This window comes from Neptunomonas japonica DSM 18939 (genome assembly GCF_000422765.1).
In the GTDB taxonomy this organism is placed as follows: Bacteria; Pseudomonadota; Gammaproteobacteria; order Pseudomonadales; family Balneatricaceae; genus Neptunomonas; species Neptunomonas japonica.
In genome coordinates, this window is record NZ_AUGR01000028.1 from 1 (window position 1) to 19,701 (window position 19,701).

Sequence of the window (19,701 nt, forward strand, 5' to 3'; positions counted from 1 at the left end):
AGGCTGGGTGTGGAAGCGCTGCGAGGCGTTGAGCTAACCAGTACTAATTGCTCGTGAGGCTTGACCATATAACGCCAAAGGCGTGTGGGAAGCATGTAGTAACAGATAAGATTACAGACTAGCGCTTGTTAAACAGACAAAGACACAGAAATTCATCGAATCCATGTTGTGACAGTTTATGCTTGGCGACCATAGCGAAATGGAACCACCTGATCCCATCCCGAACTCAGAAGTGAAACGTTTTAGCGCCGATGGTAGTGTGGGGTCTCCCCATGTGAGAGTAGGTCATCGCCAAGCTTTTAATAGAGAACCCTGATCACTTCGTGATCAGGGTTTTTTTATGTCTGGAGTTGGGGCATATATCTATTGATCGCTAAGTGTTGTTTATTCCCAGTACTAGATTCTTTAAGCTCTAGTAAGTTTGGTATAACTGTTCTACTCCCATCTCGATTTTATATTTCGATTCGCTGGCTTTTGCGTTGTCGTTTGAGCGCCTACTGGTAGGAATGAGATGCTGATTTCCTCTATCTGGCTCGTTGCTTCTTGTGTGGCATGGCTTTTTTCTATTACTTCAGTGAGATTGTTTGACCCGCTGAGGGTTGCCTTCTGTTACTCATCCCATTAGTGCACTTATGTCATCACTTTCCGTCTATGGTGGGTTTGACTTATACACATGGGAGGCATCATGCTTTCTAGTTTCGCGGCTTCTTGTCTCTGGCTCTCGAGAACAGTTTGAATGACTTGCTTGTTTTATTATCAAACATTTCTTGGCGAGCATTGTGAGGTTTAGCAATTTACTTTGGCGTTCAGAGGTTCTTAGGCGGTACGCTTTTTGACGCTCAGTATTTCGATGTTGATTATTAATTTCTACTAACGTACTGAGTCTGTCGGAGGTTTCTTATTCTGATAAAACCAGTAAGGTTTCAGGATTCGATGGTTTCACTGCGACTTTTAGAGCTAGGGATAAATCACTGCTAAGTTTTTTTATTGTGGATAAGGTATTCGTTTTTGCAGACTGAGGCCTCGAAAACTCCAAGCTTAAGCGATGTATGAGTGCGGAGATGTTCTCTGAGGTTTTGTTGAGCTGGTTGATATTACTTGAGTGGAGGTAGTCGTTAATAGGGAGAGTAATTGTATCTTGGGTGATCTGTTGAAGTTGTTGGAAATTTTGTGAATGCTTGCTCAAGTTTTTGTAACGACCAATACACTGAAACAACTAAAATACTCAATGTTATAAAAAGAGATATTGTGGTTGCACGGGTCAAATGAGATATATGCATCGCAGGCATTATTTGTAGATTGCCGAATTTAGTTTGAAGAGCATATGAATATAGTGTGGTGATTTTATGAAGTAAGGTAGGGAAGTCTAGGAGGGAGCATGGACAGCGCTTCATGGATCGACTAGAATACCGCCGTTTACCTGCTGTATGTAGGTAGCACCAAGAATTCCGGTTTTAAAGCGAGGTTGCACCTCGTTTTTTTTCAGGTGTCGTATATAGTTTTCTGTAAAGTCGCAGCACACGCGGGGAGGTTCAATTGACAAGACCAGCCATTCTGGCCCTTGAAGACGGCAGTATTTTCAGGGGTATTGCTATTGGCGCGGACGGTCAATCCAGTGGTGAAGTTGTTTTCAACACATCCATGACCGGTTATCAAGAAATTCTGACAGACCCTTCCTATTGCAGACAAATAGTGACATTAACTTATCCACATGTAGGTAATGTCGGCACGAATGATGAGGACGAGGAATCAGCTAGCACATGGGTGTCAGGGCTGGTGATTCGTGATTTACCGCTTGTTGCGAGTAATTTTAGAAGTCAGAAAACTTTAGATCAGTATTTGAAAGACCATAATATTGTGGGTATTGCAGATATTGATACGCGTCGTTTAACACGTATTCTTCGTGAAAAAGGCTGCCTAAACGGCTGCATTATGGCCGGAGCTGTGGATGAAGAGTCTGCACTAGCGCAAGCTAAGGCATTTCCTGGCTTGAAAGGCATGGATTTAGCTAAAGAAGTTAGCGTTTCCGAGAAGTACGAGTGGAATTCATCTACTTGGCAGCTAGGCAAAGGCCATGAAGAAAAAGACGCTACGACTCAACCGTATCATGTTGTTGCTTATGATTTTGGTGTGAAGCGCAATATCTTAAGAATGTTGGTAGAAAGGGGCTGTCGTGTAACCGTCGTACCTGCACAGACGCCTGCTTCAGAAGTTCTTGGTTTATCCCCGGATGGTGTGTTTTTATCGAACGGCCCTGGTGATCCTGAACCTTGCGACTACGCTATTTCTGCTATTCAGGAAATATGTAAAACAGATGTGCCTGTTTTTGGTATCTGTCTTGGCCATCAGTTGCTGGCTTTAGCTTCCGGAGCCAAAACTGTCAAAATGAAGTTTGGGCATCACGGTGCGAACCATCCTGTACAGGATATCGATACAACGCGAGTGATGATCACCAGTCAGAACCACGGTTTTGCTGTAGATGAAACAAGCTTGCCTGATACGATTCGTGCTACTCATAAGTCACTATTTGATCAGTCCCTGCAAGGAATTGAGCGTACAGACCGCCCAGCGTTTAGTTTTCAGGGGCACCCTGAAGCGAGCCCTGGACCACGCGATGTGGCGCCTCTGTTTGATCGTTTTGTAACAGAGATGAGAAAAAGTAAAAACGCCTGATTGATATATTGATCAGCTAAGTAATTAGATTCGACCGGTTTATACAATGCCAAAACGCACAGATTTAAAAAGCATACTGATTTTAGGAGCCGGGCCGATCATTATCGGTCAGGCATGTGAGTTCGATTATTCTGGTGCGCAGGCGTGTAAAGCGCTGCGTGAAGAAGGTTACAGAGTTATTTTGGTTAACTCTAACCCTGCTACCATTATGACTGACCCAGCAATGGCCGATGCAACTTATATCGAGCCAGTTACTTGGGAAACTGTCGCTAAGATTATCGAGAAAGAACGCCCAGATGCATTGTTGCCGACTATGGGTGGGCAAACAGCGCTGAACTGTGCTCTTGATCTTGAACGCGAAGGTGTTTTGGTTGAATTCGGTGTTGAAATGATCGGGGCTAATGCCGATACCATCGATAAGGCAGAAGACCGCTCTCGTTTTGATAAAGCGATGAAGAAAATTGGTCTGGAATGTCCCCGCGCAGCCATTGCTCACAGTATCGAAGAAGCTCAACAAGTTCAGGCTCAGCTTGGCTTCCCATGTATTATACGTCCATCGTTTACGATGGGGGGGAGTGGTGGCGGTATTGCTTATAACATGGAAGAGTTTCTTGAAATCTGCGAACGTGGATTAGACCTCTCACCAACGAATGAGCTATTGATCGATGAATCGTTGATCGGTTGGAAAGAGTATGAGATGGAAGTTGTTCGTGACAAAAACGATAACTGCATCATCATTTGTGCAATTGAAAACTTCGATGCGATGGGTGTACATACCGGCGATTCTATTACTGTTGCTCCTGCTCAGACATTAACTGATAAAGAATATCAGATCATGCGAGATGCTTCATTGGCAGTACTGCGTGAGATAGGCGTTGAAACGGGCGGCTCTAACGTACAATTTGGTGTTAATCCGCTGGATGGCCGTATGGTTGTCATCGAGATGAACCCACGCGTTTCTCGCTCTTCAGCTTTGGCGTCAAAAGCGACAGGTTTCCCTATAGCTAAAGTTGCAGCAAAATTAGCTATAGGCTATACACTGGATGAGCTACAGAATGATATTACCGGTGGCGCTACTCCCGCGTCTTTCGAGCCGGCTATTGATTATGTTGTTACGAAAATTCCTCGTTTTACATTTGAAAAATTCCCGCAAGCAAATGACCGACTCACCACTCAGATGAAATCTGTGGGGGAGGTAATGGCTATTGGCCGTACACAGCAAGAGTCTTTGCAGAAAGCTTTGCGTGGCCTAGAAGTGGGCGCTACAGGTTTTGATCCTATCGTTGACCTTGATAGTGAAGATGCGCGTTCAGACATTGTGCGTGAAATGAAGCAGCCTGGAGCCGAGCGTATTTGGTATCTAGGAGATGCGTTCCGTATGGGAATGACAGTTGAAGAGCTGTATAGCATTTCTGGTATTGACCCGTGGTTCTTAGTGCAGATAGAAGACCTTATTCAAGACGAGCAGCGGGTTTCAAAAATGACGCTGACTGAGCTTGATGCAGATAAAGTCTATCGGTTGAAGCGTAAAGGCTTTTCTGATGCGCGTTTAGCGACACTCTTAGGCGTGAGCGAGAAGCAGTTCCGTAAACACCGTCATAATTTGAATATTCGTCCTGTCTTTAAGCGTGTTGATACCTGTGCAGCTGAGTTCTCGACAGATACGGCTTACATGTATTCAACGTATGAAGAAGAATGCGAAGCTAATCCATCTGATCGTGAAAAAATCATGGTGATTGGCGGTGGTCCTAACCGTATCGGTCAAGGTATCGAGTTTGATTACTGCTGTGTTCATGCTGCTCTTGCCGCGCGTGAAGCTGGCTTTGAAACCATTATGGTTAACTGTAACCCTGAAACTGTATCTACCGACTACGATACATCTGATCGTCTGTTCTTTGAGCCGATCACGCTTGAAGATGTGTTGGAAATTGTTGATGTAGAGAAGCCTAAAGGCGTTATTGTTCAGTTTGGTGGCCAAACGCCGCTCAAGCTCGCCGTAGCTCTAGAGCAGGCTGGTGTGCCGATTATTGGTACCTCTCCTGAAGCAATTGATCGTGCGGAAGATCGTGAGCAGTTCCAGCAAATGTTACAGCGTCTTGGCTTGAAGCAGCCTGAAAACTCAACGGTTCGCTCGCTTGAGCAAGCGGTTATCGAAGCAGAAAAAATTGGTTATCCTTTAGTGGTTCGCCCTTCCTATGTATTGGGTGGCCGCGCAATGGAGATCGTTTATAAAGAATCTGAGTTGCGTCGTTACATGAAAGAAGCTGTTCAAGTTTCTAATGAAGCGCCAGTGCTGCTTGATCACTTCTTAAATGCAGCTATTGAAGTTGATATCGATGCTATATGTGACGGTGAAACAGTCGTCATTGGTGCGATTATGCAGCATATTGAACAGGCTGGCGTGCACTCGGGTGACTCTGCTTGCTCTTTCCCTCCTTACAATCTTCCTAAAGATGTTCAGGATGAGATGCGTGATCAGGTAAAGAGAATGGCGCTTGAATTAGGCGTTGTTGGCTTAATGAACACACAGCTAGCGTATCAGGACGGTGAGATTTATGTGATCGAGGTGAACCCTCGTGCATCTCGTACTGTTCCTTTTGTATCGAAATGCATTGGTGTTTCTTTAGCTAAGGTAGCAGCTTTAGTCATGATTGGTAAAAAGCTCACTGAGATCGGCTTTACTGAAGAGATCATTCCTGAATATTTCCACGTAAAAGAAGCGGTGTTCCCGTTCAATAAGTTTCAAGGTGTTGATCCTGTTCTTTCTCCTGAGATGAAGTCTACGGGTGAAGTAATGGGAACCGGAGAAACCTTCGGCGAGGCATTTATGAAAGCAATGATTGGTGCAGGCGAAAAAATGCCGCAATCAGGAAAAGCTTTTATATCAGTACGCAACGTGGATAAAGAAGGCGCAGTGCCTGTTGCTAAATCAATGCTGGCTCTTGGCTTCTCACTAGTTGCCACTGGCGGAACAGCGGCCTTCCTTAAAGAACATGGCTTGCCAGTTGATGTTGTCAATAAAGTGACTGAGGGGCGTCCAAATATCATTGATATGATAAAGAATGGCGACATTGCTTATGTTGTAAATACAACGGAAGGGCGTAAAGCAACAGCGGACTCGGCAGAAATTCGTCGTAGTGCGTTACAGCATAAGGTCCCTTACACTACAACTCTGGCCGGAGCTGAAGCGGTTACTATGGCGCTTGAGTATGGTGAAGAGAAAGTAGTTCGTCGTTTACAAGATTTGCATTGAGGACTAACTAATGAGTCGTGTTCCTATGACAGTGGGTGGCGAAAAAGCGCTTCGTGAAGAGCTCGTTACCCTTAAAACTGCCGATCGTCCACGTGTTATTCAGGCCATAGCTGATGCACGTGAACATGGTGACCTAAAAGAAAACGCTGAATATCATGCTGCACGTGAAGAGCAAGGTTTCATTGAAGGGCGTATTCAAGAACTGGAAAGTAAGCTTTCACAATCACAAGTGATTGATGTAACAGCGATTCCATGTTCTGGGAAAGTAATATTTGGAACGACTGTGGTTATTATTAACTGTGATACTGATGAGACTGTACGTTATCAGATCGTAGGTGATGATGAGGCAGATATTAAAATTGGCAAGTTGTCAGTTAACTCGCCAATTGCTCGAGGCTTGATCGGCAAGAGCGAAGGTGATGTAGCCGGTATTCAAACACCGAACGGTGTTGTCGAATATGAGATAGAAGAGGTGTTACACCTTTAACAAAAAAGCCGCCTTTTTGGGCGGCTTTTTTTAACGTAAAAGGTTAGATAGTTTGGGGTTAGGTTGCAGTGCAGGACGATAAATTAAGGCTATATTGCCTATCTCCTGAACAATAGTGGCTTCAACGATAGTGCAAAGCTCTTTAATTAATTGCTTTTTCATATCTCTGTCGCCAACTGCGAACTTCACTTTAATAAGCTCGTGGTCTTCAAGCGCTCTATCCACCTCCAACTGAATGTTTTCTGTCATCCCTTTTCCTGCGATGGTCACAAGTGGATTCAGGCTATGACCGATGGTGCGATATTGTTTCTTTTGCTCGGGTGTCAGGCTCATACTAAAATAGACATCTCATTTGGGGTGGCTGGGCCACATTTAAAAAGTATATTCTACCTGAGACGGGCTCAGCGTAAAACTATAGAGAAAAATTAGTGGCAAGATCAAAAACGAGTAAAGCGTGGCTGAAGGAACATTTTGATGATTCGTACGTCAAACTAGCTAAAGAGAAAGGCTACCGTTCGCGCGCCAGTTTCAAGCTTTTAGACATACAGGAAAAGGATAACCTGTTTAAAAAAGGCATGACAGTGGTTGATCTAGGTGCTGCTCCTGGTGGCTGGTCACAAATTGCGGCAGATCTTGTTGGAGATAATGGCCGTGTGGTGGCATCTGACATTCTTCCTATGGACTCTTTGGCAGGTGTTGAGTTTGTTCAGGGTGATTTTACTGAAGAGTCAGTGCTTAATGAAATCCTCGCTGTAATGGATGGTGAATTAGCAGACCTTGTAATTTCTGATATGGCCCCCAATATGAGTGGTATGAACTCTATTGATCAACCAGCGGCTATGTATTTAGTTGAACTAGCACTGGAGATGGCAAAAGACGTTCTGAAACCGAAAGGCAATTTTGTAGCGAAAGTGTTTCAGGGTGAAGGTTTTGATCAGTATTTGATGGACGTCCGCGCAAATTTTGATCGAGTAGTTACGCGTAAGCCCGATTCTTCACGTGCGAGGTCGCGAGAAGTTTATATAATCGGGCGAGGCTTTAAATGAGTTTTATTAGTCAAAGCATCTAAACTGATGTAGTTTATCCGATGCTTTATGACGCTATTAAATTGAGGGTTGTCTTTTGAACGATATGGCAAAGAATCTGGTTCTCTGGTTGGTTATTGCGGCGGTCTTGTTGACGGTCTTCAATAATTTCAGCGCCGAAAGCGATCCAGGCCGCGTGACTTATTCGGATTTTGTGACTGAGGTTCAGTCTGACCGAGTTTCTAAAGTAGTGATAGATGGATACACCATTCATGGACAGCGCAGTAATGGTGAGCGTTTTCAGACAATTCGCCCTGCTTTACAGGATCCTAAGCTAGTAGATGATTTGCTTTCCCACAATGTTGTTGTCGAAGGTAAGCAGCCTGAGCAGCAAAGTGTTTGGACACAACTCCTCGTTGCGTCATTCCCAATATTGATCATCATCGCAATATTTATGTTCTTTATGCGACAGATGCAGGGCGGCGGCGGTAAAGGCGGCCCAATGTCTTTTGGTAAATCAAAAGCGCGCATGATGAGCGAAGATCAAATAAAGACTACGTTTGACGATGTGGCTGGTGTAGAAGAAGCCAAAGAAGAAGTGGCGGAACTGGTTGAATATCTACGTGATCCAGGGAAATTTCAGCGTCTAGGTGGGCATATCCCACGTGGTGTGTTGATGGCGGGTAGCCCTGGTACGGGTAAAACTCTGTTGGCAAAAGCTATTGCGGGTGAAGCGAAAGTACCGTTCTTCTCTATCTCCGGTTCTGACTTTGTTGAAATGTTCGTGGGTGTAGGTGCATCTCGAGTGCGTGACATGTTCGAACAAGCCAAGAAGCATGCTCCATGTATTATCTTCATCGATGAAATTGATGCTGTTGGTCGTAGCCGTGGTGTGGGTATGGGCGGCGGAAATGATGAGCGTGAGCAAACACTCAACCAGTTACTTGTTGAGATGGATGGCTTTGAAGGAACGGAAGGCGTAATCGTTATTGCAGCGACTAACCGACCCGATGTGTTAGACCCTGCGCTACTGCGCCCAGGTCGTTTTGACCGCCAAGTACATGTTAGTTTGCCGGACATTCGTGGCCGTGAACAAATCCTAAAAGTGCATATGCGTAAAGTGCCTATCGGTGATGATGTTAAGCCTGAGTTGATTGCGCGTGGTACACCGGGGTTCTCTGGTGCTGATCTTGCTAACTTGGTTAATGAGGCGGCTCTCTTTGCGGCTCGTGACAGCAAGCGTACAGTAGGAATGGAGCAGTTTGAAAAAGCCAAAGATAAAATCATGATGGGCGCTGAGCGTAAATCTATGGTTATGTCTTACAAAGAGCGCTTGAACACTGCATATCATGAATCGGGACACGCGATTGTTGGTCGTTTGATGCCTGAGCATGATCCTGTTTATAAGGTTTCGATCATACCACGTGGACGTGCGTTGGGTGTGACTATGTTTTTACCTGAAGAAGATCGCTACAGCTATAGCCGATCTACCATCATCTCTAATATTTGTTCTCTCTATGGTGGTCGAATTGCAGAAGAGATGACGCTAGGTAAAGATGGCGTGACTACGGGTGCTTCTAATGATATTCAGCGCGCAACGTCAATGGCTCGAAACATGGTAACGAAATGGGGCCTGTCTGAAGAGTTAGGTCCATTGCTATACGATGAAGAAGGTGATGATCCGTTTGGTCGAGGTTATGGTCAAGGGGCTAAGCCGTTAGCTGAAGAGACGCAGCGCCGTATCGATGCTGAAGTACGTAAAATTATTGATGAGTGCTATACGCAGGCTACCACTCTTCTCGATGATAATCGTGACATACTTGAGAGTATGACGCAGGCGCTGATGAAGTATGAAACGATCAACAGTGAGCAGATAACTGAATTGATGGAGCGTAAAGATGTTACTCCTCCTGAAGACTGGGTGGACGAAAATGATACTCCAGCGGCGGGCAGTGATTCAGACACACCTGCTTCTGATGAGCAGTCTGAGGTAGATTCTCCGTCAGCTGATGCTGATAAGCCTGTGAAACCATCTGATGATGGCGCAGGTGATGTAGATGAAGATGGAAAAACAGTTTAAGCGTAATTGAGTTAAAAAGAACCGGATGTGTAGAGCATCCGGTTTTTTTATATGTAGGCGGAAAATGACTATATTACAGTGTGGGTCACGGGCGCTAAACCTTCAGTATGTGCATGTGATGGGTATTTTGAATGTCACCCCCGACTCTTTTTCTGATGGTGGCGAGCTGTTTAAGCACAATAAGTTGTCGGTTGAGAACGCATTGGAGCGTGCTGCTCAGATGGTAAAAGAGGGGGCTTCCATCATCGATGTGGGTGGTGAGTCAACTCGCCCAGGCGCGAAAAAAGTTACGCTTCAAGAAGAGCTCGATCGTGTCCTCCCTATTGTCGATATTATATCTAAAGAGCTAGATGTATTGATTTCAGTTGATACGAGTCAGCCTGAAGTCATAATCAATGCGGCACAATTAGGTGCGGGTATTATTAATGATGTCCGAGCATTAAGTGTTCCGGGGGCATTGGAGGCGGCGGCTGAGACTGGGCTACCCATTTGTCTCATGCATATGAAGGGCTCTCCGCAAGATATGCAGGATGCTCCCATCTATACTAATGTTATTGATGAGGTGGCTGCGTTTTTCCATGAGCGAATTAAAGCATGTGCAGAAGCGGGTATAGCCTCGGCGCGGTTGTTGTTAGATCCGGGGTTTGGTTTTGGTAAAACGCTTGAGCATAATTTGGCGCTACTGAACCGTTTGGATGCTTTACATGATTTTGCTTTGCCTCTTCTTATAGGGACTTCGCGAAAAAGTATGATTGCTGGAGTGTTGGATCGAGCAGTTGATCAGAGATTACCAGGCAGTTTGGCCACAGTGGCCATTGGCGTCATGAAGGGAGCTAAAATTATCCGTGTTCATGATGTATTAGAATCAGTAGATGTTGTACGTATGACCGAAGCTGTTATGCATGAAAGAGGAGAATGGTGTGAGTAAAAGGTATTTTGGTACAGATGGTATTCGAGGTCGTGTGGGACAGTTTCCGATTACCCCTGATTTTATGCTCAAGCTGGGCTGGGCTGCAGGTAAAGTGTTTGCTCGTGAAGGTCGTAGTAAGATTTTAATAGGTAAAGACACACGCATTTCTGGGTATATGTTTGAGTCGGCTCTAGAGGCTGGTCTGTCTGCTGCGGGTGTTGATGTCTTACTCACGGGGCCAATGCCAACACCGGCAATCGCTTATTTGACCAGAACCTTCCAAGCCAATGCTGGGATTGTTATTTCTGCATCGCATAATGCCTACGGAGATAATGGTATTAAGTTCTTTTCAGCAGAAGGCACGAAACTGCCTGATGAGATAGAGCACGCTATTGAAGCTCAGATGGACTTGGTGATGACAACGGTTGATTCGGCCAGCCTAGGTAAGGCGAGGCGTATAGAAGATGCGCCAGGTCGATATATAGAGTTTTGTAAATCTTCCGTTCCAGTTGGTTTTAACTTGTCAGGCCTTAACATCGTCTTGGACTGTGCGAATGGTGCGACCTATCATGTGGCGCCGGCCGTATTGTCAGAGCTGGGTGCTAACGTTATTGAAGTTGCGTCGTCTCCTGATGGTTTAAATATTAATGAAGCTTGTGGTGCGACGGCTCCGCAGCGATTACAAAAAGTAGTAGTTGCTGAGAAAGCGGACCTTGGTATTGCTTTGGATGGAGATGGTGATCGCCTCATGATGGTGGATCACCTAGGTGAAGTTATTGATGGAGATGAGGCGCTATTTATCATAGCTGAGAGAATGCATCAGCGCGGAGTTCTGCAAGGTGGGGTTGTTGGCACCTTAATGAGTAATTTCGGGCTAGAGCAGTCATTGGCTAAGCTAGATATACCTTTTGTTCGAGCTAATGTTGGTGACCGTTACGTAATGGCACTCTTGGCAGAAAATGATTGGGTTTTAGGTGGAGAGAGTTCCGGGCATGTTGTGTGTCGTCACCTGACATCTACAGGAGATGGCACCATTTCTGCGCTTCAGGTACTTAGGGCAATGCTTGAATCAGGTAAAGATTTGCATGACTTGAAAAAAGGCATGCATAAAATGCCGCAGGTGATGATTAACGTTCGCACCACTGCAAAAGTTGATATTCGTAGTGTTGAGTCTATTCAGCAAGCAGTAAAGGATGTCGAAGCTCAGTTGGGCAACTCTGGTCGAGTATTGTTACGTCCTTCAGGCACGGAGCCGCTTGTTAGAGTGATGTTAGAAGGCGAAGATAAAGAGTTTATTCAAAAACTCTGTGAAGAGTTGGCGAAAGAGGTAGGAAAAGCGCTTGAAGCGCTTGTCAGCCACGAGTAACTCGGTTAATATTTGCGCCTCTTTTATGGAGGATGGCGATGCGTGACTTAATAGTCGCTGGAAATTGGAAAATGAATGGCTCGCAGCAGTTTGTTGGTGAGATGTTATTAGCGCTAAATAACGCTGGTTTTTCCGAATCTGTAAAGGCTGTCGTCTTCCCGCCTTCTGTGTATTTGCATGAAGCAATTCAGCAAGCAAAAGCAGTAAAAGTTGGCGCACAAAATCTTTTTTATGAAAACTCGGGTGCTTATACAGGCGAGTTGTCTGCATCGATGATATCTGATGTGGGTTGCGAGTATGTGATTCTCGGGCATTCAGAGAGGCGTGCAGTATTTGGTGAAGATGATTTGCTTGTAGCAAAAAAAGTTGTTGCTACGTTAGAAAATCATCTCACACCTATCTTATGTGTTGGTGAGACGCTCGAAGATAGGGATGGTGGTAAATATTCTGATGTTATAGCTACTCAGGTAAAAGTGGGTTTGAGTCTGCTAAGTGCAGAGCAGATTTCTAATGTGGTTATTGCATATGAGCCTGTTTGGGCAATAGGTACCGGTAAAACGGCTTCCCCATTGCAGGCACAAGAAGTTCATGAGCTAATTCGTAACTTAGTTGCGGAGATAGCAGGTAAAGAAGTATCGAGTAATATGTCGGTACTGTATGGCGGCAGTGTTAACGCTGCTAATGCGCAGGAGCTTTTCTCTCAGCCTGATATTGATGGCGGTCTTGTTGGAGGAGCTTCATTGAAGGTCGATGAATTTTTAGCTATCTGCAGTGCGGCTGCAGAAGTGCTTAAACGGTAGGTAATATGGAAACTCTGGTTCTTGCTGCTCATGTTGTTCTTGCTGCTGGTATTATTGCTCTGGTGCTATTGCAGCAGGGTAAAGGTGCTGAGGCCGGCGCTGCATTTGGTAGCGGCGCATCCCAGACGGTTTTTGGTAGTCAGGGGTCAGGAAATTTTTTAAGTCGTATGACGGCAGTGCTTGCAACGGCTTTGTTTGCGACAAGTTTTGTATTGGCTATTTATGCCAAGGAGCAAGCTGGCTCTGTTGGTGATGCGGGCATTCCTACAGTTGAAGCAGTACTGGAAGAGCAGTCTACTTTGCCTGTTTTAGATGAGCCTAAAATTGAAGTGCCAGTAGAGACAGATATTCCAACGGCGAACTAGGTCGTTAAAGAGTAAAGCCCAAGTGGTGGAATTGGTAGACACGCTATCTTGAGGGGGTAGTGGCTTATGGCTGTGCCGGTTCGAGTCCGGCCTTGGGCACCATATGTTTGCAAAGGTACGTATTATATGTATAATATGCGCCTGTTTCTGATGCGGGGTGGAGCAGTCTGGTAGCTCGTCGGGCTCATAACCCGAAGGTCGTTGGTTCAAATCCGGCCCCCGCTACCATATTTTTGAAATAGCCCCTTTTTAGGGGCTTTTTCGTAAGTATGGTTAAGTTTGATTTCGCAGAAATGGGTCTTATAAAGACCCATTTTTTATTTCTGCTTTACGAAAGTTAGAGGTTAGTGGGTGTCAGCAAAGCTGAAATTATTACAAGAGATGTTAAAACCTATAGTAGAGTCACTTGACTGTCAGCTATGGGGTATTGATCACATCTCACAGGGTAAACACAGCACCTTACGTGTCTATATAGAGCGTGAAGAGGGTGTCTCTGTGGATGATTGCGCGGCAGTGAGCCATCAAATCAGTGGAATACTTGATGTAGAAGACCCTATTAGCGGTGTCTATACATTAGAAGTGTCTTCCCCTGGGATGGATAGGCCGCTATTTACATTGGAGCAATTCAATGCCTTTGCAGGAAGCAAAGTTCAAATTCGTCTTCGCGTACCATTTGATGGCAGACGAAACTTTAAAGGGATCTTAAATGGCATTGAGGGCGAAGATATTCTGCTGGTTGTGGACGATGAAGAGTTTTTGTTACCGATTGATTTGATCGATCGGGCTCAGGTTATTCCGCAGTTTTAACGATACATTCGGGGATTGGCGAGGCAGTAGCATGAATAAAGAGATTCTACTGGTTGCAGAAGCAGTATCGAACGAAAAAGACGTCCCAAAAGATGTTATTTTTGAAGCGATTGAACTGGCATTAGCAACAGCGACTAAAAAACGTTTTGATGAAGAGGCTGATGTAATTGTCATCATAGACCGTATAACTGGCGGTTATGATACTTTTCGCAGCTGGAAAGTAGTCAGTAATGACGATGTACCTTTATTGGGTACAGAATTAACCATGGAAGAAGCAGAGGAAATCGATCCTAAGCTGCAACCAGGTGACATTCATAAAGAACAAATTGAATCTGTTGCGTTTGGGCGTATTGCTGCACAAACCGCTAAGCAGGTTATCGTACAAAAAGTACGTGAAGCAGAGCGAGCAAAAGTTGTAGATCTTTATCGTGATCGTCTTGGCGAGCTGATTTCAGCGAGCGTGAAGAAAGTAACGCGCGATAATATCATCGTTGATCTAGGTAATAACGCAGAAGCATTATTGCCACGTGATAACGTTTTACCTCGTGAAGTGTTCCGTATGGGCGATCGTGTTCGTGCAGTCTTGACGGAAGTTCGTGCTGAAGGGCGTGGCCCTCAGTTGGTGCTAAGTCGTGCTTGCCCAGAAATGCTGATAGAGCTTTTCAAGATTGAAGTGCCTGAGATTTCTGAGCAAGTTATAGAAATCAGAGCGGCTGCAAGAGATCTTGGCTCGCGTGCAAAAATTGCAGTTAAAACTAACGATGGCCGCATAGATCCTGTCGGTGCGTGTGTTGGTATGCGTGGTGCGCGTGTTCAGGCGGTTTCTAATGAACTAGGTGGCGAGCGTGTTGATATTATCCTCTGGGATGATAACCCTGCGCAGTTGGTAATTAATGCCATGTCTCCTGCTGAAGTTGCTTCCATTGTTGTTGATGAAGAAACACATTCAATGGATGTTGCTGTAGCGCAAGAATCGCTTGCAATGGCTATTGGCCGAAGTGGCCAGAACGTTCGATTAGCATCAGAGCTCACCGGTTGGGAGCTGAACGTCATGACAGTTGAGGCCGCTGAAGAGAAACAGCAGTCTGAAATGGGTTCTGTCATGGAAGTTTTGATGAAACATCTGGATCTTGATGAAGATGTTGCGTCAGTGCTGGTTGAAGAAGGATTTACCACCTTGGAAGAGGTGGCTTATGTGCCAGTCGATGAGATGTTAGAAATTGACGGCTTTGATGAAGATTTAGTGAATGAGCTTCGTACTCGAGCGAAAGACGCACTGCTGAATATAGCTCTAGCGAGTGAAGAACAGCTCGAGAAATCCGAACCAGCAGCAGATCTGCTGGAAATGGAAGGTATGGATCGCCATTTGGCTTTCCTGCTTGCGGCTAATGGCGTGATTACCATGGAAGATTTGGCAGAGCAATCTGTTGAAGAACTTCTAGATGTTGAAGGTATGAACGAAGAAAAGGCTGCAGAGTTAATCATGACCGCGCGTGCGCCATGGTTTGCGGATGAAGTCTAATTCAGCGGAGGAGATATACCAATATGGCAGAAGTCACTGTTAAACAACTTGCCGGTGTGGTTGGTGTTCCCGTTGAGCGTTTATTAGCGCAAATGCAGGAAGCGGGAATCGCAGGTAAAAAAGATGAATCTCTGGTTTCGGAAACCGAAAGACAGACATTATTGAACCATCTTAAAAGATCACATGGTGAAGAAGACGAAAATGTTGCTTCACCTAAAAAGATTACATTGAAGCGCTCTACTACTTCTCAGTTAAAAGTAGCTGGCGCATCAGGTAAGAAAAAAACGGTTAATGTAGAAGTGCGTAAAACACGTACTTATGTCAAACGTGCTGATGTAGAAGGCGATGCAACAGAGTCTGATAAGGCTGCTGCTGAAGAAGCCGCACGTTTGGATGCAGAACGCTTGAAGCTTGAGCAAGAAACGGCAGCTAAAGAAGCAGAGGCTAAAGTGAAAGCTGAGGCGGATGCTAAAGCAGCAGAAGTAGCTAAAACAGCTGCAGCTGCTAAACCAGCGCCTAAGCCTCAGGAAGCGGCTAAACCAGCACCTAAATCTGCGCCTCGACCTGCAGCAGCTCCTAAACCAGCAGCAAAAGCAGCGCCTTCTCAGGATGATAAGAAAAAGTCATTCCGTGGAGAAGACAAGAAGCCAGCTAAAGCATCTCATGGCCGCAATTCACGCGGTGGTAGTGATGCAAAAGGCGCTCGTCGTGGCGGTAAACTTTCACGTAATAACATGAAGGGTCGCGCTAAGACCGCTCATCAGCTAGACAATGCTCATGGATTCACCGAGCCACAGGCTCCGAAAGTTCATGATGTTGCTGTACCTGAAAGTATTACTGTTGCTGAACTGGCCAAGAAAATGTCAGTAAAAGCGGCTGAAGTCATCAAGGTTATGTTTAAAATGGGCGCTATGGCGACTATTAACCAGGTGATTGACCAAGATACAGCGGTACTGGTTGTTGAAGAGATGGGTCACGTTGCTAAGCCAATGGCTGAAAATGCCATCGAAGAAGCGTTGATGGAAAGCATTCAGCAGTCGCAGGGTGAGCTACACGGTCGTGCACCTATCGTGACGGTTATGGGACATGTTGACCATGGTAAAACATCGTTGCTTGACTCTATTCGTCGCACGCGTGTTGCCGCTGGTGAGTCGGGTGGTATTACCCAGCATATCGGTGCATATCACGTAGAAACAGACAACGGTATGGTTACTTTCTTGGATACTCCAGGGCATGCTGCTTTTACAGCGATGCGTGCTCGTGGTGCTAAGTTAACAGATATCGTTATCCTTGTTGTTGCTGCTGATGATGGCGTTATGCCTCAGACAGAAGAAGCCGTTCAGCATGCTAAAGCTGCGGGCGTGCCTCTAGTTATTGCGGTCAACAAAATGGATAAAGAAGACGCCGATCCTGATCGTGTTAAAAACGAACTAGCTCAGCGTGATGTTATTCCAGAAGATTGGGGTGGTGATGTACAGTTCATTCCGGTATCTGCGAAAACAGGCGAAGGCATCGATGCCTTATTAGAAGCTGTATTGCTGCAAGCTGAAGTACTAGAACTGAAAGCGGTTAACAATGCACCGGGTCAAGGTGTTGTTGTTGAGTCACGTCTGGATAAAGGACGTGGTCCGGTTGCTACGCTGCTTGTACAAAATGGAACCTTGAAGAAAGGTGATATTGTTCTAGCAGGACTGCATTATGGCCGTATCAGAGCAATGATGGATGAGAACGGTAAGCCAGTTGAAGAAGCGGGTCCAGCCATTCCTGTTGAGATCCAAGGTCTTGATGGAACGCCAGGCGCAGGTGATGAGTTCACTGTTGTTTCTAACGAGAAGAAAGCACGTGAAGTTGCTCTATTTCGTCAAGGAAAATACCGTGACATCAAACTTGCGCGTCAGCATGCGTCTAAGCTTGAGAACCTGTTTGCCAATATGGAAGCCGGTGATGTTAAGAACTTAAATATTGTTCTTAAAGCTGATGTAAGGGGGTCTTTGGAAGCATTAACAAATGCGCTTGAAGAGCTTTCTACTGATGAAGTAAAAGTTGTTATAGTTTCTAGCGGTGTCGGTGGTATTTCTGAAACAGAAGCCAACCTTGCGCTAGCGTCATCTGCATTAGTTGTTGGTTTCAATGTACGTGCAGACGCTCAGGCTAAGGCGATCATTTCTCGCGAAGGTATACAGCTACGTTATTACAGTGTCATCTATAACATCATTGATGATGTTAAGCAGGCAATGACAGGCTTGTTGTCACCTGAGTTCCGTGAAGAAATAGTCGGTATTGCTGAAGTACGTGATGTCTTCCGTTCACCTAAACTGGGTCTAGTAGCCGGTTGTATGGTGACTGAAGGTACTGTGTTCCGTAACAAGCGTATTCGTGTACTGCGTGAAAACGTTGTTATTTACGAAGGTGAGCTGGAATCACTACGTCGCTTTAAGGACATCGTGAGCGAAGTTCGTCAGGGTATGGAATGTGGTATCGGTGTGAAAAACTATAATGACGTTAAAGTCGGCGACCAGATCGAAGTATTCTCGGTTGTTGAAGTTCAACGCACATTGTAACGGAGTAGTATGGCACGCGAATTTAGTCGTACTCAAAGAATCGCTGACCAGATGCAACGAGATCTGGCTCAGCTGATTCAACTTGAAGTCAAAGACCCACGTATAGGGATGGTGACTATCAGCTATGTTAAGGTTGCTAAAGATCTAGGCTTTGCTGATGTATATATCACTGTTTTCCCTCTGGGAGAGCAAACTCAAGAGGATGCTATTAAGTGTTCTCTTGAAGTGCTGCGTAATGCGGCCGGTTTTCTCAGGCATGAGCTGTCGAATAAAATACAGCTGCGTGTGATGCCGCAACTGCGTTTCCACTTTGATAAAAGTGTGGAGCGTGGCCGCCATATACATAGTCTTATAGAGAAAGCTTCTCGCGAAATTCGTGAGAAAGATGACTCAGAAGAGGATTAGGTAGTGGGCCGGCGACATAAAGGCCGTCCAGTGGACGGCATTTTTCTGCTTGATAAACCGCAGGGCGTTAGTTCCAACTATGTTCTGCAAGGTGTAAAGCGCATTTATGGTGCCGCGAAAGCGGGGCATACCGGTGCGCTTGACCCGTTAGCGACGGGTATGCTTCCTCTTACTTTCGGGGAAGCCACCAAATTCTCTCAATTTCTTCTAAATGCTGATAAACGCTATCAAACCACTGCAAAACTAGGTATCAGAACTGATAGCAGTGATGCGGATGGGCAGGTAATTGCAACGGCAGATATCGGAGAGCACGTTACATGTGAGCTAATTCAATCTTTGCTTGAAGAGCATTTTACCGGTGAGATTGAGCAGGTTCCTTCGATGTTCTCGGCCTTGAAACATAATGGTCAGCCTTTGTATAAGTTGGCTAGACAAGGCATTACTGTTGAAGTTAAGCGACGACAAGTTACTATTTTAAATATTGAGATTCTCGACTTTCGCGGTGATGAGGTCGATCTGGATATACACTGTACGAAAGGCACCTATATTCGCTCGATTGTAGAAGATTTAGGTTTGTATCTTGGTTGTGGTGCTCACGTTAAAGTATTGCGTCGTTTAGATTCAGGGCCCTATCAGGCACAAAGCATGATTACCTTGGAGCAATTGCAAAAAATAGCTGCTCCAATGACGCCTGATGAACCCCCTCAGAGCATACAAGAGCGCTTAGATGCGCTATTATTAGCGCCGTGGTCAGCAATTGAGGACACACCTCTCATTGAGCTGGAAGCAGAGCAATGTGCGCGTGTATTAAATGGCATTGTCATTGACCTTGATATGGCTGCGCAGCCGCTTGTAAGAATACAAGAAAAAGATACTGGGAAATTTCTTGGTATTGGCGAGATAACTCAGGAAGGCCAGTTAGTTTCAAGACGTTTAATGTCGACAAATAACTAGCATTCCTAAAATGTTTGGATGCCAGATGGCAGCAAATGATGGCGATGAACTGATAATATGCTCGGTTCACCGTGTCCTATAATCCGACAGCAGAAGCTGTCCGCATATTAGACTGGAGCAAAATAGATGTTAACAGCTGAACAGAAAGCGCAGATCGTAGCAGATTACGGCCGTAGCGAAGGTGATACAGGTTCTACAGAAGTACAGGTTGCTTTGCTAACTGCAAACATCGAGACTCTGCAGGGCCATTTCAAGTCTCACAAACATGATCACCATTCACGTCGTGGTCTGATTCGCATGGTAAACCAGCGCCGTAAATTGCTTGATTACTTGAAAAAGAACGATGCAGATCGTTATTTGACAGTAATTGGCCGTTTGGGTCTGCGTCGCTAAGACTGTTTTTCCAAAGGCCATACACTGTATGGCCTTTGTTTTATCCGCCTGTTTAAAAAGAGAATGTTTTCAACCAGCCTGTACTCATTTGTGCTTAATC

General features: G+C 45.3%; 16 protein-coding genes, 2 tRNA genes and 1 rRNA gene. 18 read left to right on the plus strand and 1 reads right to left on the minus strand.

Annotated features, from left to right (window positions below):
• Nucleotides 1-181 precede the first annotated feature (181 nt).
• The 4 genes from rrf (at nt 182) to greA (ending at nt 6,413) form a co-directional block, all read left to right on the plus strand.
• Nucleotides 182-297, plus strand: a 5S ribosomal RNA gene (rrf, locus tag G511_RS0116225).
• Nucleotides 298-1,536: 1,239 nt separating this feature from the next.
• Complete coding sequence (gene carA / locus G511_RS0116230) at nt 1,537-2,673, plus strand: glutamine-hydrolyzing carbamoyl-phosphate synthase small subunit (protein ID WP_028470575.1); 1,137 nt, start codon at nt 1,537-1,539, stop codon at nt 2,671-2,673.
• A 46-nt stretch (nt 2,674-2,719) separates the two neighbouring features.
• A complete protein-coding gene (carB, locus tag G511_RS0116235) occupies nt 2,720-5,926 on the plus strand; it encodes a carbamoyl-phosphate synthase large subunit (RefSeq protein WP_028470576.1) in 3,207 nt (1,068 codons plus the stop codon).
• Between the two features lie 10 nt (nt 5,927-5,936).
• Nucleotides 5,937-6,413: a transcription elongation factor GreA gene (greA, locus tag G511_RS0116240; protein ID WP_028470577.1), complete on the plus strand. Its 477-nt coding sequence runs from the start codon at nt 5,937-5,939 to the stop codon at nt 6,411-6,413.
• Nucleotides 6,414-6,443: 30 nt separating this feature from the next.
• Here the strand turns inward: greA and G511_RS0116245 are convergent, their stop codons facing one another.
• Complete coding sequence (locus G511_RS0116245) at nt 6,444-6,746, minus strand: YhbY family RNA-binding protein (RefSeq protein ID WP_028470578.1); 303 nt, start codon at nt 6,744-6,746, stop codon at nt 6,444-6,446.
• 95 nt (nt 6,747-6,841) lie between these two features.
• Here G511_RS0116245 and rlmE point away from each other — a divergent pair, with 95 nt between their 5' ends.
• From rlmE to rpsO, 14 genes are all read left to right on the plus strand, one after another.
• Nucleotides 6,842-7,459, plus strand: a complete 618-nt coding sequence (rlmE, locus tag G511_RS0116250; RefSeq protein WP_028470579.1) for a 23S rRNA (uridine(2552)-2'-O)-methyltransferase RlmE — start codon at nt 6,842-6,844, stop codon at nt 7,457-7,459.
• Nucleotides 7,460-7,544: 85 nt separating this feature from the next.
• Nucleotides 7,545-9,518 (plus strand): ATP-dependent zinc metalloprotease FtsH, encoded by a 1,974-nt coding sequence (gene ftsH, locus G511_RS23165; protein WP_036552272.1) that lies wholly within the window; start codon nt 7,545-7,547, stop codon nt 9,516-9,518.
• Between the two features lie 64 nt (nt 9,519-9,582).
• Nucleotides 9,583-10,446, plus strand: coding sequence for a dihydropteroate synthase (gene folP / locus G511_RS0116260; protein ID WP_028470580.1), 864 nt, complete (start codon nt 9,583-9,585; stop codon nt 10,444-10,446).
• Entirely contained in the window at nt 10,439-11,794 is a 1,356-nt protein-coding gene (gene glmM, locus G511_RS0116265) for a phosphoglucosamine mutase (RefSeq protein ID WP_028470581.1), read from the plus strand. Before folP ends, glmM begins: the two co-directional genes overlap by 8 nt.
• A 38-nt stretch (nt 11,795-11,832) precedes the next feature.
• Entirely contained in the window at nt 11,833-12,594 is a 762-nt protein-coding gene (tpiA, locus tag G511_RS0116270; RefSeq protein ID WP_028470582.1) for a triose-phosphate isomerase, read from the plus strand.
• Nucleotides 12,595-12,599: 5 nt separating this feature from the next.
• Nucleotides 12,600-12,959 carry a preprotein translocase subunit SecG gene (gene secG / locus G511_RS0116275; protein ID WP_028470583.1) on the plus strand — a complete coding sequence of 120 codons (360 nt, stop codon included), beginning with the start codon at nt 12,600-12,602 and terminating at the stop codon, nt 12,957-12,959.
• Nucleotides 12,960-12,975: 16 nt separating this feature from the next.
• Nucleotides 12,976-13,061: transfer RNA gene (locus G511_RS0116280), tRNA-Leu, on the plus strand.
• A gap of 49 nt (nt 13,062-13,110) precedes the next feature.
• Nucleotides 13,111-13,187: transfer RNA gene (locus tag G511_RS0116285), tRNA-Met, on the plus strand.
• Between the two features lie 123 nt (nt 13,188-13,310).
• Complete coding sequence (gene rimP, locus G511_RS0116290) at nt 13,311-13,766, plus strand: ribosome maturation factor RimP (protein WP_028470584.1); 456 nt, start codon at nt 13,311-13,313, stop codon at nt 13,764-13,766.
• A gap of 31 nt (nt 13,767-13,797) precedes the next feature.
• A complete protein-coding gene (gene nusA, locus G511_RS0116295) occupies nt 13,798-15,288 on the plus strand; it encodes a transcription termination factor NusA (RefSeq protein WP_028470585.1) in 1,491 nt (496 codons plus the stop codon).
• Nucleotides 15,289-15,311: 23 nt separating this feature from the next.
• Nucleotides 15,312-17,849, plus strand: coding sequence for a translation initiation factor IF-2 (gene infB / locus G511_RS0116300; RefSeq protein ID WP_028470586.1), 2,538 nt, complete (start codon nt 15,312-15,314; stop codon nt 17,847-17,849).
• Nucleotides 17,850-17,858: 9 nt separating this feature from the next.
• On the plus strand, nt 17,859-18,254 hold the full coding sequence (rbfA, locus tag G511_RS0116305; protein WP_028470587.1) for a 30S ribosome-binding factor RbfA: 396 nt from the start codon (nt 17,859-17,861) through the stop codon (nt 18,252-18,254).
• 3 nt (nt 18,255-18,257) lie between these two features.
• Nucleotides 18,258-19,208, plus strand: coding sequence for a tRNA pseudouridine(55) synthase TruB (gene truB, locus G511_RS0116310; RefSeq protein WP_028470588.1), 951 nt, complete (start codon nt 18,258-18,260; stop codon nt 19,206-19,208).
• Nucleotides 19,209-19,334: 126 nt separating this feature from the next.
• Nucleotides 19,335-19,601 (plus strand): 30S ribosomal protein S15, encoded by a 267-nt coding sequence (rpsO, locus tag G511_RS0116315; protein ID WP_028470589.1) that lies wholly within the window; start codon nt 19,335-19,337, stop codon nt 19,599-19,601.
• Nucleotides 19,602-19,701 lie beyond the last annotated feature (100 nt).